Here is a 17,623-nt window from a genome sequence, read left to right as displayed (position 1 = left end):
GACCTCATCGAACTGTTGCAGTGGCTCGCGCCGCTGCCGGCCCCCGTGTCTCTCTTCGTGGTGACACGGGGGTCGCAGTCCGTCGTCGCCGGGGATGCGATGGTGCTCGCACCGGATCAAGCGGCGCTCTGGGGCTTCGGGCGCACGGCCAGCCTCGAGCACCCCGGTGTCCTGCGCGCGATGCTCGACCTGGATCCCGCCGCCACGGGGCACGCGGAAAGCGCGGCGGCGATCTTCACGGAAATCGCCGCACCCGATGGGGAGGAGCACCTCGCGCTCCGAGGCGGAGAACGCTACGCGCTGCGCATCGAACGAAGCGCCGTTCTCCGCGGCAAGCCGCTCGAAAGCGCCCCCGTTTCGGACAACGCGACGTACCTCGTGACGGGCGGTCTCGGTGCGCTCGGTCTCAAGGTGGCGCGCTGGCTCGCGGGGTGCGGCGCGCGGCACCTCGTCCTGGTGGGTCGCAACGTTCCGTCCCGCGATGCGCCCGGCGATGCGCACACCGCGACGCAGATCGCGTCCCTGCGTGAATTGGAGGCGATGGGCGTCGATGTTCTGATGGTGCCCGCCGACGTCTCCGACGAATTGCGCATGGCGCTGTTGTTCGCGCAGATCGCCAAAACGAAGCCGCCGCTCCGCGGTGTCGTTCACGCGGCCGGCACGGCGACGGAGCGCCCTATCGTCGATCTCGAACGAGGGTCGCTCGCGCGCGAACTCGGCGCCAAAGTGGCCGGCACGTGGGCGCTTCACCGGCTGACCCAGGACCTCGCGCTGGACTTCTTCGTTCTCTTCGGCTCCACCGCGGCGGTTTGGGGCTTGAAGGACATGAGCCTGTACGGCGCGGCGAACGCCTTTCTCGAGACGTTCGCGCACCAGCGACGCGCCATGGGCCTGCCCGCGCTCAGCATCGCGTGGAGCCGGTGGGACGACGCGCGCATCGTCCGCCGCAGCGAAGGGCAAACCGAGCGCCTGCGCGAGCAGTACGACCGCATGGGCGTCTTCGCACTGCCCTCCGAGCTCGCCCTCGAGGTCATGGGAAGACTCCTCGCGACCGGGGTCTCGCACGCCATCGTGGCGGCCATGGATTGGTCGCGCTTCACACCAATCTACGAAGCCCAACGCCGACGGCCGCTGATCGCGAGCGTCGCGGCGCGCGAGCCCGAGGCCAACGGAATCCGTGGGGCGGAGGACGGTGACGACCTCCGGCGGCAACTCGAATCCACCTCACCGGCCCGACGCCTGGGCCGGCTCAAAGGGATCGTGCGCAAGGAAGTCGGCCGCGTGCTCGGCTTCGGGGACGACGACATCCTCGATCCGGCCGCGGGCCTCTTCGAGCTGGGCATGGATTCGGTGATGGCCGTCGACGTTTCGCGACGCCTGGGATCCCTGTTCGGGCGGCCGGTCCCCGTGGCCGCGGTGTTCAACCATTCGAGCATCGAAACCCTCGCGCGCCACCTCGAGGAAGACGTCCTGGGGTTCGCCTCGACCCGCACCACGCGCGTGGACCGCACCGAGGTGGCCGCCCAGGAATCGATTGCCGTGGTCGGCATGGGATGCCGTTTCCCCGGCGGCATCGAGAGCACCGAGGCGCTCTGGCGATTGCTCGAGGAGGGGCGAACCATCGTCTCGAAGGCCCCGCGCGAGCGATGGGCCGCCGACGCCTTCGACGACGACGGCGACGCATGGCACGGGGCATTTCTCGACCGCGTCGATCACTTCGATTATCCGTTCTTCGGCATCTCGCCCCGCGAGGCCGCTGCGCTGGATCCGCAGCACCGCCTCCTGCTGACCGTGGCGTGGGAGGCGCTGGAGCACGCGGGGGTGGCACCGGAGAGCTTGGCCGGCAGCGCGACGGGCGTCTTCGTGGGCATCGCCGGTGCCGAGTACAATCTGCTGCGACTTCGAAGCGCCGGCGCCGGCGACTACGATGTCTACGATCTGACGGGCAACGCCCTCAGCTGCGCGGCCGGCCGCCTCGCGTTCGTGCTCGATCTGCAGGGCCCCGCGGTGTCGATCGACACGGCGTGCTCGTCCTCGCTTTCGGCCGTCTACCTCGCCTGCCAGAGCCTGCGGGCCGGGGAGACCCACCTCGCGCTGGCGGGCGGTGTCAGTGTGATCGCGTCGCCGCTGTCGTTTGCCGCCACCACGCGCGGAAAGATGATTGCGCACGATGGCCTTTGCAAAACCTTCGACGCGCGCGCCGACGGCTACGGTCGCGGCGAGGGGTGCGGGCTCGTCGTCCTCAAGCGCCTCTCGGATGCCCTTGCGGGCGATGACGTCATCCACGGCGTGATTCGAGGCATCGCGATGGTGCACGATGGGCACAGCAGCGGCCTCACCGTTCCCAACGGCTTGGCGCAGGTGAAGGTCATTCGCCGCGCACTCGCCGATGCCCAGGTGAAGCCCTCCGAGGTCTCCTACGTCGAAGCGCACGGCACCGGGACCGCCTTGGGTGACCCGATCGAGATCGAATCGCTGCGCGCGGCGCTGGGGGATGGGCGCGATGCCGAGCACCCGCTTTGGGTCGGTTCGGTGAAGACGAACTTCGGTCACCTCGAGGCGGCATCGGGCGTCGCAGGCTTGATGAAGGCCATCCTGTCGCTCCAACGCGCCCGGATCCCCGCGCACCTGAACTTCGAGCGGCTGAATCCCGAGATCTCGCTTTCGGAGATTCCGGCGATCATCCCGACCGAGGCCCTGGCGTGGCCGGCCCACCGCGCCCACATCGCGGGGGTCAGCTCCTTCGGATTCAGCGGCACCAACGTGCACCTGGTCCTGGGCGAGCCGCCTGCGAGGACCGCCGCCGAGGCGCGCGAGGATCGGATCCAACTCGTTCCGCTGTCGGCGCGGTCGCCGGAAGCCTTGTCCGACGCGGTGCGGGCCTCGGTCGAGCGCTTCGGTACGGTGGACGCATCCCTCGAGTCCATCGGCTACGCGAGCGCACGCAAGCGCGGACACCATGCGCAACGGCTCGCGGTCGTCGCCGGTTCGCGATCGGATTGGGTCGAGGCGCTCCGTGCGTTCGGGCGCGGGGAGGAGGATGCGCGGGTCATCTCGGGGCTCGTTCGCTCCGATCGCAGCCATGCTGCCGTCTTCATTTATCCCGGCCAGGGTTCGCAATGGATCGGGATGGGGCGCGAGCTCTTGGTTCGGGAGCCGGTCTTTCGCGCGGAGTTCGATCGTGTGGCGCACGCCATGAAGGACCTGGTCGACTTTTCGCTCCACGACGAGATCGCGCGCGACGATGGTCCGCTTGCAAACGGTGCGATCGACGTGGTTCAGCCCGTCCTCTTCGCGCTCGAGAGCGCGTACACGGCGCTCTGGCGCTCATGGGGCATCGAGCCCGAGGCCGTGGTCGGTCACAGCAAAGGGGAGGCGACGGCCGCGTACATTGCGGGCGCGCTTTCGCTCGAGGACGCGGCGAGCGTGATCTGCATTCGCAGCCGCTTGCTCCGGCGCATGAGCGGCCACGGAGGCATCCTCATCGTCGGCCTCCCGCTGGCGAAGACCGAGGCGGCCCTCGCGCCGTACGCAGGCCGCCTTTGGGTGTCGGCGAGCAACGGCCCGACGATGACCGCCGTCGGGGGCGATCTGGACGCCCTGGACACGCTGGCGGCGTCGCTGCGCGAAGGAAACGTCTACTGCCAACCGGTGCGCACCGACGTCGCGTCGCACACGCCGAAGATGGATCCGTTGCGCGAAGATCTGCTCGCGGCGCTCGCGCACCTGAAGCCGCGCGCCGCCGCGATCCCCATCTATTCGACGGTCACCGGTCAGGTGTCCGACGGTGCGTGTTTCGATGCCCGGTACTGGGTCGACAACCTGTGCAAGCCGGTCCTGTTCGCGCCGGTGATCGAAACGATGCTCGGCGAGGCGTTCAACGTCTTCCTCGAGATGAGCCCTCATCCGAGTCTGCTTCATGCAGTCGACGATGCGATTGCCCAGCGCGGGGCCGATGCGATCACCGTCCCCTCGGGCCGTCGCAGCCACGACGAACGACAGACCTTGCTCGATTCGCTGGGCCGGCTTTACGTGCGCGGCGTTCCCGTCGCCTGGGAGCAACTCTATCCGTCGGGGGCCGCGTGGGCGTCGCTCCCGCCGTATCCGTGGCAAACGGAGCGGGTCTGGCTCGCGCACGAGGAGCGGGGCCATGCCCACCGCGCGCGAACGTGGCGCGCGGGCGATCCCGGGCGTCCGCTGCTTCACGGACGAACGCCGGTGGCCGCGTCGGGGGTCTTCGTTTGGGAGATGCGCCTCGACGCCGAACGCCTCGCGTACCTGAGCGATCACCGCGTTCAGGGGAACATCCTTTTCCCGGCGACGGGCTACATCGAGATGGCCCTCGCCGCCGCCGAAGAGGTATTTGGCCCCGGAGCTCACCTCGTTCGAGACGTGGCGTTTCGGTCGGCGCTGCAGCTGACCGCGGGCGAGCCCGAGCTGGTGCAGGTCGCGGTTACCTTGGAGATGACCGGGCTGGCATCGTTCCAGATCGCTACGCTTCGCGGCCCGTCGGACGAGCCGTGGGACGTGCATGTGCAGGGGACGCTGGTCTCGAGCCCCGCGACGCGGGCACGCGGGCCGCGCCTCGATGTGGAATCTTTGCGCGCCCGGTGCACACGTTCCACGTCCCACGAGGCGCTCTACGAGGCGCTCACCGCACGCGGGCTGAACTACGGCGCGAGCTTCCGGGGGATCGGCGAGGCCCATGCCGGTGACGGCGAAGCCATCGCCACGCTTGTCATCACCGAGCCGCATGCCGCCGGCTACCTGGTTCACCCGGCGCTGCTCGATGCCGCGCTGCACCCGTCGATTCTCGCGTTGCCGAGCCAGCACTTCGAGGCCGGCGACGCCGTCCTGCCCGTCGCCGTCGCGCGCGTGCAGGTTCACGGGCCGCCGGCCGACGCCGCGGGCGCCTACGTGCGCATCTCGCCGCGACCTGGCGCCACCCTGGATATGGTCTCGATCGATGCCTCCATCTTCGATGGCGATGGCCACGTGCTGGTCGAGATCTCGGGGATGGATGCGCGCCGCCTGGGAAAGGGTGCGACGGCGAACGAGGCCGGCACGGATGGCTGGTTGTACGAGCTCGCATGGCCCCCGCAACCGCTGCCCGCGCCCGCGCCCGATGCGACGGCGGCGAGGGGAGGGTGGTTGCTCTTCGACGCGGGCGACGGCCTCGTGGCGTCGCTGCGATCGCGGCTCGAGGCGGAGGGCGGCACGTGCCATACGGTGACCCTGCAGGATCTCGATCCGACGTCCCCCGACGCCTACCGCGAGCTCGTCGGGCGCGCGTTCGAGAACCGCGGCGTCGAACTCCGCGGCGTCGTTCACGCGTGGAGTCTCGCGGCGGGCTCGCTGGAGGAAACCCAGGACCGGGGGTGCATCAGCGCGCTGTACCTCGCGCAGGCCATCGCGGACTCGGCGCCATCGGCACGCCTTTGGCTGGTCACCCGCGGTGCGCAGGCGTACCCGCCCGGGGCGGCCCTGAACGTTGCCCAGGCCCCCATCTTGGGCCTCGGGCGCGTTCTGGCCAATGAGCTCCCGGGCCTCTCCTGCACCCGCATCGACCTCGACGCGGTCACCTCCAGCGCCGATGGCGACGCCCTCTTCGACGAACTCGGGTGCGCCGATGGCGAGAATGAAATCGCCTGGCGCGGCGGCACCCGTCACGTCGCGCGCCTCGCCGTGCGGCCTCGGGAGAGCGGCCTCGCTTCGGAGTCCCGCCGGCGCGTCTCCACCCGCCAGGCGGGCGTCCGGCTCGAGATCCCGATCCCCGGCTCGCTCGACAACCTGACGCTGGTGGAGGTGCCGCGCCGCGACCCCGGCGAAGGCGAGGTGGAAATCCAGGTCGTCGCCGCGGCGCTCAATTTCAGCGACGTCATGAAGGCCATGGGCGTCTACCCCAATCCGCCGAGGGGCGTGCACGTCCTCGGCGGTGAATGCGCCGGGCGCGTGAGCCGCGTCGGTCCGGGTGTCGCCAACGTTCACGTCGGCGACGACGTGGTGGCCATGGCGCCGTACGCCGCCGGCTCGTTCGTCACCGTCAAGGCGGCGCGCGTGGTCCGGAAGCCGACGAACCTCTCCTTCGAGGAAGCGGCGGCGATCCCCACGGTCTTTCTGACGGCGCATCACGCATTGGTCACGCTCGGGCGCATGGAGCGAGGCGAGAGTGTGCTCGTGCATGCCGCTTCGGGCGGCGTCGGCCTCGCGGCCATGCAGCTGGCCCGCCACCTCGGCGGCATCATCTTCGCGACCGCGGGCAGCGAGGAAAAACGCGACTACGTGCGCGCGCTCGGCTGCGCGCACCACGTGATGGACTCGCGCTCGCTCGACTTCGCGGACGAAGTTCGCCGTCGCACCAGCGGCCGCGGTGTCGACCTCGTTCTCAACTCGCTCACGGGCGCGGCGCTCGCCAAAGGCATGGAGGCCCTAGCCCCCGGCGGCCGCTTCCTCGAAATCGGCAAACGCGACATCTACGCGAACAGCCGTCTCGGCATGCTCCCGTTTCGGAACAACGTCGCCTTCTTTGCCATCGACCTGCAGACGCTGGCCGAGCAAAAGCCCGACGCCTTGATGCGCACCCTGGAAGGCATCTTCGCGGACATGGAACAGGGGCACCTCACGCCGCTCCCCGTCCGCAGCTTTCCGCTTTCCCAGGCGGTCGACGCGTTTCGGCACATGGCGCAAGCCCAGCACGTGGGCAAGATCGTCCTCACGGTGGAGGAGCCCGAGGTGGTGGCCACACGCGGTGATGCACTGCCGCTCGTGCGATCCGATGGGCACTACCTCATTACCGGCGGACTCGGCGATCTCGGGCTCGAGGTCGCGCGGTGGATGGTGGGCGAGGGTGCTCGACACCTCACGCTCATGGGCCGCCGGGCGCCCTCTCCAGCGGCCCACGAGGCCATCTCCGAGATGCAGCGTGCCGGGGCGCAGGTGCACGTGGCGTGCGGCGACGTCTCGGATCGGGCGCAGGTCGACCACGTCTTTCGCGGTATCGCGGCATCGTCTGCGCCGCTTCGTGGCGTCATTCACGCGGCGGTGGCCCTCGACGACGGCATGATCCTCAACCTCGATCGCGAGCGCTTTTTGCGGGTCATGGCGGCCCGGGTCGCCGGAAGCCAATGGCTCCACGAGCATTGCACCGACCCCGACCTCGACTTCTTCGTTCTGTTCTCCTCCGCGTCCTCGATCCTCGGCACGCCCGGGCAAGCGAACTACGCGGCGGCGAGCGCGTTCATGGACGCCCTCGCACACGCGAGGCGCTCCCAGGGCTTGCCCGCGCAGACCATCAACTGGGGACCTTGGGCCAACATCGGCCTCGCGGCGCGCGGCGTCTTTGGTGCGCGGCTTCGATCGAACGGTGCCATCACCGAACCGTCCACCGCGACGATTTCTCCCGAACGGGGCATCGAGGCGCTCGCTCGAATCCTGCAGCGCGGGTGGATCCAAACGGTGGTCATGCCCGCGCAGCCGGAGGCGTGGAAAGCGCTCGCCCCCAATGTCGTCGATATCCCCATGGTGCGAAAGCTCTTCGAGGCCGGCGCGGGGGCCGGCGCGAAGGGCACGCGAGGCGCCCTGCGCGAGGCGCTCGAGGCCGTGGACGCCGGACCGAAGCGCCGGACCATGCTCGAGGGCTACATCTGCGAACAGATTGCCCAGGTGCTCCGATTCGACACGAGCCGCGTCGGCGCGGAGACCCCCTTTGGCACGTTGGGCTTCGACTCGCTCCTGTCCCTGGAGGTTCGCAACCGCCTCGCACGGGGCCTGGGCGTGACGCTCCCCGTGACCCTTCTCTGGTCGCACGCCAACGCTGCCGCGCTGGCCGTGCACCTGGCCAGCGAAATGTCGCTCCCCCTCGAACCCCTCGCATCGCTCGCCGTCGAAGAGATGCCCACCCAAGTCGATGCGCTCGACGCCAGTGCACTCGCACTGCTCGAGCAAATGAGTGCGCTCTCGAAGAGCGAGCTCCAAAAGCTCTTGGAGGCCCCCGCTTCCAATCAGGAAACCATTCTATGAGCGACGGTATTCTCAAGTTGATTCAAGCGCTTTCGCCCGACCAGCGGCGAACGCTCGCGCGCCTCCTCGAAGAGCCGAAGGAGCCGATTGCCGTCGTGGGAATGGGCTGCCGGCTGCCGGCGGGCATTCGCGGGCCGGATGCGTTTTGGAATGCGCTGGCCAACGGCGTCGATGCCGTCTCCGAGCCGCCGGCGGAGCGCTGGGACGTGGAAGCCCTATGTGCGCGCCATCCCGATCGGCCGGGCGTTCGCTTCGGCGGATTCGTGTCGGACATCGACAAGTTCGACCCGGATTTTTTCAACGTCAACCGGCACGAAGCGGCGTGGATGGACCCGCAGCAGCGGATGGTGCTCGAGGTCGCGTGGGAGGCCCTGGAGGATGCCGGCCAAGTTCCCCGCGAGCTAGCCGGGACCCACGCGGGCGTCTTCATCGGCATTTCGGCCAGCGAATACATGCAGCAGCGCCTTCGCGACGATTACCAGGCGGAGAGCTACGTCATGGCGGGCGCCTCCCACGCGCTCGTGGCCAATCGTCTTTCGTATTTCTTGGACCTGCGCGGCCCGAGCATGGCCCTCGACACGGCCTGCTCGTCGTCGCTCACCGCGCTGCACCTCGCTTGCCAGAGCCTCCTCTCCGGCGAGAGCGATCTGGCCATCGCCGGTGGCGTCAACTTGGTCCTTTCCCCCGCCGGCGTTCTGGGCTTTGCCGACCTGGGCGGGGTCGCCGGGGATGGTCGGTGCAAACCCTTCGACGCGCGCGCCGATGGGATGATCCGCTCGGAGGGGTGCGGCATCGTCGTGCTCCGGCGGCTTGCCGATGCCCGGGCGCACGGAGATCCCATTCGCGCCCTCATCCGCGGCAGCGCCATCAATCAAGACGGGCGCAGCACCCGGCTGACGGCGCCGAATCCCGCGGCGCAAGTGGACGTGATCCGCCGTGCCCTCGCGCGTGCCGCCGTCGAGCCGCACGACGTGAGCTACATCGAGGCGCACGGAACGGGGACCACGCTGGGGGATCCCATCGAGGTCGAGGCGCTCACCACGGTGTATGGCAAAGCGCGTTCCGACGGGTCGGAGTGCGTGCTCGGTTCCGTGAAGGCGAACCTCGGTCACCTCGAGTCCGCGGCGGGGGCGGCCGGCCTCCTCAAGGTGCTCCTTTGCCTGGAGCACGATCGCATTCCGGAGCAGATTCATTTTCGCGCGCTGAATCCGAACATCACGCTCGACGGCACGCCGCTCACCGTGCCGCGGGCACCGCGGGCGTGGCCGCGCCGAAAGGGGGCACGCCTCGCGGCGGTGAGCTCCTTCGGGATGGGTGGAGCCAATGCGCATGCCATCCTGGAGGAGGCGGGGCCCGAGCTGCAGACCGCACCGGCGGCCCCCAAGGAGACGTACGTCCTGCCGCTCTCCGCGCAAAGCGAGGATTCGCTGCGGGCGACCGCGGCGTCCTATTCGGGTTACTTGCAGAATGCATCGGCATTCGCGGATATTTGTTTTACGGCCGCGGCGCGGCGCGATCATCATGACCATCGCATCGCGGTGGTCGCCCGCGATGCCGGCGAGGCGGCGAACCGTTTGGCGGCGTGGTCGCGCGGGGAGCGGCTTCCGACGGTGGCGTCGGGGCGACTCGCCACGCAACGGCGCCCCGGGCTCGTGTTCGTCTTCTCGGGATGGGGCTCGCTTTGGCCGGGCATGTCGCGCCAGCTTATTGCCGAGGAGCCGGCCTTTCGCGAGGCCTTCGTCCGATGCGCGGAAGCCCTCGCACCTCATTCGAAGCCGTTCTCGCTTCTCGAGCGGGTGCGAACGAACGGGGTCGAGCACACCCAGGCCGATTGGGGGTTCGCCGAAGGGCAGACCGCGATTTTTGCCATGTCGGTGGCCCTCGCCGCGCTGCTTCGTTCGTGGGGTGTGGTGCCCGACGCCGTGATCGGGCACAGCATGGGCGAGGTGGCCGCCGCCCACGTGGCTGGGATCCTCTCGCTCGAGGACGCGGCGCTGGTCATCTCCCGTCGCAGCCAGCTCCTGGCCGGCACCGGGAAGGGGGCGATGGCGGTCATCGGGCTGAGCGAAAACGAGACCCGCGAATGGATCGCGCCCTACGGCGATGCGCTCTGCGTGGCGGTGTGCAACAGCCCCGTCTCGACGGTCATCTCGGGCGAGACCGCGGCGGTGGACGACGTGGTCGCCGCGCTCGAGAAGGGCGGCGACGTCTTTTGCCGCCGCGTAAAAGATCTGCCGATCGCCGCGCACAGCCACCGGGTCGATGCGGCACGCGCCCGGCTCGTGGGCGATTTGCATGGGGTGCGTCCTCGCGCGGGGACGATTCCGTCGTATTCGTCGGTGCTCGGCGGCATCGCACCCGGGCTCGGTTGCGATGCCGCGTACTGGGGAAAGAACCTTCGCGATCCGGTTCTCTTTTCCGAGGCCGCGCGGCGCGCATCGGAAGATGGCCACGGCTTCTTCCTCGAGTTGAGCCCGCACCCGATCTTGCTCGCGTCGCTCGAGGAGTGCCTGCGCGACGGCGAACACCATGGCCTCACCTTTGCGTCGATGCGTCGCGACGCCGCGGGGCGGGAAGCACTGCTCTCGACGGTCGGAAGCCTCTACGCCGCAGGCCACGATGTCCAATGGTCCGCGCTTTATCCCGGAGGACGCAGCGTTCGCCTCCCGCGGTATGCGTGGCGCAACCAGCGCTATTGGATCGATCGCCCCGCGCGGGCGGGCGCCGTCGATCCGGTATGGGAAATCACACTCGACCTCGAGAATCTCCCATTCCTTGCCGATCACGCGGCCTTTGGTGAGGTGGTCTTTCCCGCCGCGGGCTACCTCGAGCTCGCGATGGAGGGGGCGCGGCGACGCGGATTGGCCAGCGCCGTGGCCGAGGGCATCGAGCTCCTGGAGGCGCTCGTGTTGGGCCCGAGCCCGATTCGCCTTCGCGTGGCGCTGTCGTCGGATGCGTTCGGCACCTCGACGTTCCGCATCTCCAGCGCCCCCGCCGGCGAATCCGCCGACGCGGAGCGGCGGTGGACCGTTCATGCCCAGGGGCTTCTTCGCGCCGTCCCGTCTTCGCAACCCCCGCCGCTCGAAGCAATCTCGCTCGAGCCGATTCGTCGGCGGTGCACGCGCCGGATCACGGGCGCCGAGCACTATGCGCGCGCCGCGCAGGGCGGCCTGCACTACGGGCCCACCTTTCGCGGCGTTCGCGAGATCGTCTGCCGAGAAGGCGAAGCCCTCGCGCTCGTGGAGTCCGTCGACGAGGCGTGGGCAAGGCTCGACGCGTGCATCCAGGCGGCCATCGGCATCGTGTCCTCGGTGCCCGACGATGCGGCGAGCTACTTGCCCGTGCACATCGACGCATTTCGCGTTCATGCGCGCCCCGGCGCCCGACTTTGGTCCCACGCGAAGCTTCGCGAGGATCGCGGGGCCGACAAGGTTTTCGACGTCCACGTTTTCACCGACGACGGCGTTCCGGTCCTCGCGCTCGAGGGCCTTCGCGCGAAGCGCGTCGAGCGCCGTGGTCCGGTATGGCTCGATTGGCTTCACGTGGTGCGCTGGCGCCCGCAGGCTTTGCCGGCCAACGCCGCCATGCCGATGCACGCGACCGGCCGCTGGCTCCTGGTGGGCGACGACGACCCCGGCGGGGTGCGCCAACGCCTTCTCGCCCGGTTCCGGTCCGCGCAGCAACCCGTGGCCCTGGCAAGCGCGCGTGACGAGCTCCGTTTCGATGCGTCGTCGCTGGCGGGCATCGTGTACGTCCTCGCGCGCGGCCAAGACGGACCGGTCCCGCGCGAGCGGATCCTCGGGGCGTTTCGACTGGCGGCGTCGCTCGTGCGCGAGGGCCGTCCCGATGCCGGCTCGCATCCACGCGTATGGTTCGTGACCGCGGGGGCGCAAGCGCTCGATGAGGGGCACGCGGTCGCCGCCTCCGAGGCGCCGCTCGTCGGACTCGGTCGTTCGCTCGCGTGGGAGCATCCCACGCTGCGGTCGACGCGCGTGGACCTCGGCGCGGTGCCGGGCGAGCACGAGATCGACGCGCTCTTCGACGAGCTGCGTGCCGGCGATCGCGAGGACGAAATCGCCTTGCGCGGCACCTCGCGCTACGTGGCGCGGCTCGGGCGGTATGTCCCTCCCGTGCCCGCCTCCGACGCGGATCGCACGATCGTGCACGGCGACGCGACGTACCTCGTGACGGGCGGCCTCGGCGGGCTCGGTCTCACCGTGGCCGCATGGCTCGTCGAGTGCGGGGCACGCCATCTCGTTCTCGCCAGCCGAAACGCCGATGGCGCCCGCGTCGAAGCCGCACTCGGCGCGATGCGTGCCCGTGGAGCGCGCATCGAAATCGCGCAGGCCGACGCCGCCTCGCGCGACGACGTGGCGCGCGCCCTTGGGCAAATCGATGCGGGCATGCCCCCGCTCCGCGGCATCGTGCACGCCGCGGGGACGCTGGCCGACGGCCTCGTCACGAGCATCAACGACGCGCGTTTCGAGGAAGTGGCCCGCCCGAAGATCGATGGCGCATCGAACCTCGCCAGGGTCGCCGAGGAGCGCCCTCTCGACTTCCTGGTGTTCTTCTCGTCGGCCGCCTCGCTCATCGGCGCCGCAGCCCAGACGAACTATGCGGCCGCCAACGCCTTCATGGACGCCCTCGCGCATGGGTTGCGCCGGTGCGGCATCCCCGCGCTCAGCATCAATTGGGGACCGTGGAGCCAGGTCGGTCTCGCGTCGGGAGATGCGGTCCGGCGCCACATGGAGGAGCAGGGGATCGGCACCATCGCCCCCGAGCAGGGCACCGCCATCCTCGAGGCCCTCCTCCGGAGCGGGGCCACGCAGGTAGGGGTCATCCCATTCCAGCGTGCACCGCTCCGTCCTCCATCCGTCTCGCTCTTCGCCGGGTTCGGCGCCCCCGAGGCGCAGGCCGCGCGGCTGCGGGAGGAGCTGCAAACGGCGTTGCCCGAGGCGCGAAGGAGCATCCTCTCGGCCTACGTCACCCGATGCATTGCGCCGATTTTGAACCTGCCGCTCGAGGAGCTGAATCCCGACAAGCCGCTCGTCCGCTTCGGGCTCGACTCGCTCATGGCCGTCAAAATGAAGAACGCCCTCGAATCGGAGCCCGGCATCTCCGTCTCCGTGGCGCGCCTCTTCCAAGGCGCGGCCGTGCGCGATCTCACCGAGGACCTCCTGGCGCAGCTCCTTGGCGGCGAGGCGGTCGCCCGAGCTCCCGCACAGGCCGAAAACGGCGCGCGCAAGGGACGCGATCGTCTGAGAGAGATGCGCCAGCGGCGCGCGGCGAAGGAGCAGGCATGACGCGAACGACGGACGAAGAACTCGACGGAATCGCGATCATCGGCATGAGCGGGCGCTTTCCGGGCGCGCGCGACCTCGATCAGTTCTGGAAAAACCTGCGGGACGGCGTCGAATCGATCACGTTCTTCCCCGACGCGGAGCTCGTGCAGGCCGGGGTCGACCCCGAGGCCCTGCGCACGCCGGGCTATGTCAAAGCATCGCCGGTCCTCGAGGGCATCGACCGCTTCGACGCCTCGTTCTTCGGGGTGAGCCCCGGGGAGGCGAGGGTCCTCGATCCGCAGCACCGCCTGCTGCTCGAGACCGCGTGGAGCACGATGGAGGACGCGGCCTACGACGCGGAATCCTACCCGGGCATCATCGGTGCGTTCTTCACCGGCGGCGAGAGCGGCTACCTGTGGACCCACGTCCTCGAGGGGCGAAGCCCCACCGAACGGGGCCATGCCGGGCTCCACATGGCCTTCATGTCCGCGTACTTCAGCAACGCGCGCGACTTCCTCTCCACGCGCGTTTCGTACAAGCTCAATTTGCGCGGGCCGAGCCTCACCGTGCAGGCCGCCTGCGCGAGCTCCCTCGTGGCCATTCACCTGGCGTGTCAGAGCCTCGTGGCCGGCGAGTGCGACATGGCGCTGGCCGGCGGCTCCACCTTGAAGATCCCGCACGGGCGCGGACACTTCTACGAGGAAGGCTCCATCCTTTCGCCCGACGGACATTGCCGCCCGTTCGATGCCGAGGCCCAGGGGACGATCTTCGGAAGCGGCGTGGCCGTCGTTCTCTTGAAGCGGCTCGCCGACGCGCACCGCGACGGCGATCGCATCCGAGCGGTCATCCGAGGTTCGGCGATCAACAACGACGGCAGCCTGAAGATGGGCTACACGGCTCCCAGCGTCGACGCGCAGGCGCGGGCGGTCTCCGACGCCCTGTTCCTCGCGGGCGTTTCCGCCGACTCGATCGGGTACGTCGAGTGCCATGGCACGGCGACGAACCTCGGCGATCCCATCGAGATTGCCGCGCTGACGCAGGCCTTTCGCGCCGACACGCAAGCGCAGCAGTTTTGCGCGATCGGCTCGGTCAAGAGCAACATCGGGCACCTCGATCACCTGGCGGGCATCGCGGGGCTCATCAAAACGACCTTGGCCCTCGAGCATCGCGCCATCCCGGCGAGCCTGCATTTTCGTCGCCCGAACCCTCAGATCGACTTCGAACGGAGCCCCTTCTTCGTCAATACCACCCTGCGCGATTGGACCTCGGGCGACGAGCCGCGGCGCGCGGGGGTGACCTCCGTCGGCGCCGGTGGCACCAACGTGCACGTCGTTCTCGAGGAGGCACCGGAGCGCAACGCCGAAAGCGTGCCCGAGCCGTTCAAACTTCTCACCTTGAGCGGTCACACGGAGGCGGACCTCGAGCGGGTCACCGAGCGGCTTGCCGCGCACCTGGCCGCCCATCCCGAGATCGACGTGAACGATGCCGCCTACACGCTGCAGATCGGGCGCAAGCCGCTGACCCATCGCCGAATCGCCGTCGTGCGCGACGCGGGCGATGCCGCCGACGTCCTCACAGCCCGGGATCCGCGACGGCTCGCGTCCGGACGGAGCAGCGCCGAGGTCCCCGGCGTGGTGTTCATGTTCCCGGGGCAGGGCGCGCAATACGTCGGAATGGGGCGCGCCCTCTACGAGCGGAACGGCGTTTTTCGGGAGCACTTCGACGCGTGCTGCGATCTCGTTCGGCCGCACGTTCGCACCGACCTGAGGGAGCTGCTCTATCCGAGCCGACTCTCCGACGAGGACTCGGAAGCGCGCTTGCGGGCGACCGAGTCGGCGCAGCCGGCGTTGTTCGCGCTCGAGTACGCGCTCGCGCGGCAGTGGATGGCCTGGGGTGTGCAGCCCGGGGCGATGATCGGTCACAGCGTGGGCGAATGGGTCGCCGCGTGCCTGGCCGGAGTCGTCTCGCTGCCCGATGCGCTGAGCATCGTGGCGGTGCGCGGTCGCCTCGTGCAAGCGCTCGCGAGTGGATCGATGCTCTCCGTACCGCTCCGCGAGGACGAGCTCGCGCCGCTTCTCGGCGAAGGGCTCGAGATTGCGGCGATCAACGAGCCCGCGCGGTGCGTGGTCTCGGGACCCGACGCGCCCATCGCCGCCTTGGAGCTCCGCCTCCGAGAGCGCTTCGCCTCCAGCGGGACGGACGCGACGACGCGGCGCTTGCACACCTCGCACGCGTTTCATTCCGCGATGATGGATCCGGCGGTGGCGCCGTTCCTCGCCGTCCTACGGCGCGTGACGTTTTCCGAGCCCCGCATCCCGTTCGTGTCCAACGTGACGGGCACGTGGATCACGGATGCGGAGGCCACGTCACCGGAATATTGGGCCGCGCACCTTCGGCGCCCGGTGCTCTTTTCGAAGGGGATACGCGAGATCCTCCGCCGCGCCCCGAGCGTGCTCCTGGAGGTCGGCCCCGGCCGTGTGCTCTCCACGTTCGCGATCCGGCACCTCGAGAAAACCATGGGGCATGGCGTCGTCGCCAGCCTCGGCGATGCGGCGTCCGAATCGGCGCTCACCGCGGTGGGAAAGGTATGGCTCGCCGGTGTCTCCGTGGACTGGGCCGCGGTGCACGCCGGCCATGGGCGTCGCCGGATCGGGTTGCCGACGTACCCCTTCGCCGGGCCTCGTCATTGGATCGACGATCCTCCCGCACCCGAGCCCGAGGTGCATTCCGCATCGCCCGGTGGTGAGCCGCGCACCGAGTCGGAGAAGACGCTCGCCCGGATCTGGCAAAGCCTTCTCGGCGTGGAGCGCATCGGCCTCGATGACAACTTTTTCGAGCTGGGAGGCGACTCGGTCATCGGCGTGCAGATCGCGGCGCGGGCGGAAAAAGCCGGCCTTCGGATCACGCCGAAGCAACTCTTCGACCATGCCACCATCCGCACGCTGGCCGAAATCGCGCGGCCTACGGGGGTGCTCCCGGCCGAGCAGGGCCCGCTCGTCGGACCGGTTCCGACGACGCCGGCCATGCGCCGCATGCTCGAGGCCTACGACGACGCGAGCCGGTTCAAGAACCTGCCGCTCCATCTCGACTGGCGTGAACCTCCGAACGTTCGCGTGCTCGAAGAGACCCTTCGGCACCTCGCCCTGCATCACGACGCCCTCCGGATGCGCCTTCGCCTCCTCGACGGGACCCTGCAGCTCTATTACGCGGAGTCCGCAGAAGCGGCCTGGAGCCCGGCGCTGGAGCACGTCGACGTTTCGCACTGCAGCGAGGCCGAACAATCCGCGATCGCGCGGCAAGTCGAAACGAGCCTCGCCCGCGACTTGATGACGCCCGACTCGCCGATGGTGCGCGCGGTCCTCTTCGACCGCGGCCGCGTTGCGCCCCACCGGCTCACCTTCGTGTTCAACCACCTCATCGCCGACATCGCGGCGCAGGGCATCCTCGTCGAAGACCTGGAGGCCCTTTATGCACGCCTGGCGGCGGGCCGCCCGCCCGAGCTCCCCCCGAAGACCACCTCGTTCCGAGCGTGGGTCGAGCAAATTTCCGCGCCGGAGAGCCGCGGCTCGGCACGGCCGACGTTCGACAGGGCAGAGCGCCATTCCGTCGTCGTCTCCTTCTCCCTCGACGCCGACGAAACGCGCGCGCTGGTCGAGGTTCAAAAGATGCATCATACACGCATCGAAGTCCTCCTTCTCGCCGCCGCGGTGCGCGCGTTTCAGCGCTGGACGGGGGAGCGACGCATCGCCTTCGACCTGGAGGGAGAGGGGCGAGAAGTCGCCCTGCCGGGGGTCGACGTCTCACGGACCTTTGGCTGGTTCACGACCCTGTTCCCGATGGTCTTCGAACTGGGGAGCGACCACGACCCGATGCGCGACGTCAAAGCGCTGAAGGAACAAGTGGCGACCATCGCGCGCGAAGGCATCGGACACGGCCTGCTCGACGCGCCGAACGATCCGCGCCCAGAGACCCTTTTCGTCTACCTCGGCCCGAACACGGACGTGGAATCGCGCCTTTTCCTTCGCCCGTCCCAGGATGGCCTCGCCGAATACTTCGCGGGCTTCCGCCCCGACCATTACCGACTCCTCATCACGAGCCACATGGCCCACGGTGGACTGGAGGTCCTCTTCACGTACGACACGCAGCGCTTCGACGCCGGCGCCATCGAGACGCTCGCCAGCCTCTTCGGCAGCAGCCTCCGCGCGATCTTCGCGGCGCGTGCGGCCGATGCGGCGGCGGCGGCCTCGCCCGTCGACTTTCCCGGTGCGGATCTGACCGACGCCGACCTCGCAGACCTTCTCGACGAATTCCAAGCCAAGTGA

Annotated in this window: 3 protein-coding genes (1 of these 3 only partly in view); all 3 read left to right on the top strand. The window is 69.3% G+C overall.

Annotation, left to right across the window (positions count from 1 at the left end):
• Tightly spaced (each overlapping or abutting the next), the 3 genes in view from LVJ94_20345 to LVJ94_20335 form a layout consistent with a single transcriptional unit that may run on beyond the window.
• Positions 1-8,019: the 3' portion of an SDR family NAD(P)-dependent oxidoreductase gene (locus LVJ94_20345; protein WXB09568.1), read on the top strand. It extends 2,988 nt beyond the left edge of the window; the window shows 8,019 of its 11,007 coding nt (coding positions 2,989-11,007); its start codon lies beyond the left edge, outside the window; its stop codon occupies positions 8,017-8,019.
• Entirely contained in the window at positions 8,016-13,322 is a 5,307-nt protein-coding gene (locus LVJ94_20340; protein WXB09567.1) for a type I polyketide synthase, read from the top strand. The genes LVJ94_20345 and LVJ94_20340 overlap by 4 nt, the downstream gene beginning before the upstream one ends.
• Entirely contained in the window at positions 13,319-17,623 is a 4,305-nt protein-coding gene (locus tag LVJ94_20335; GenBank protein WXB09566.1) for an acyltransferase domain-containing protein, read from the top strand. Before LVJ94_20340 ends, LVJ94_20335 begins: the two co-directional genes overlap by 4 nt.

The sequence above is a fragment of the Sorangiineae bacterium MSr11367 genome (assembly GCA_037157805.1).
Taxonomy (GTDB): Bacteria; Myxococcota_A; Polyangia; order Polyangiales; family Polyangiaceae; genus Pendulispora; species Pendulispora rubella.
Note: the sequence above shows the minus strand (reverse complement) of the source record. Positions and strands in the feature narration are given on the sequence as shown.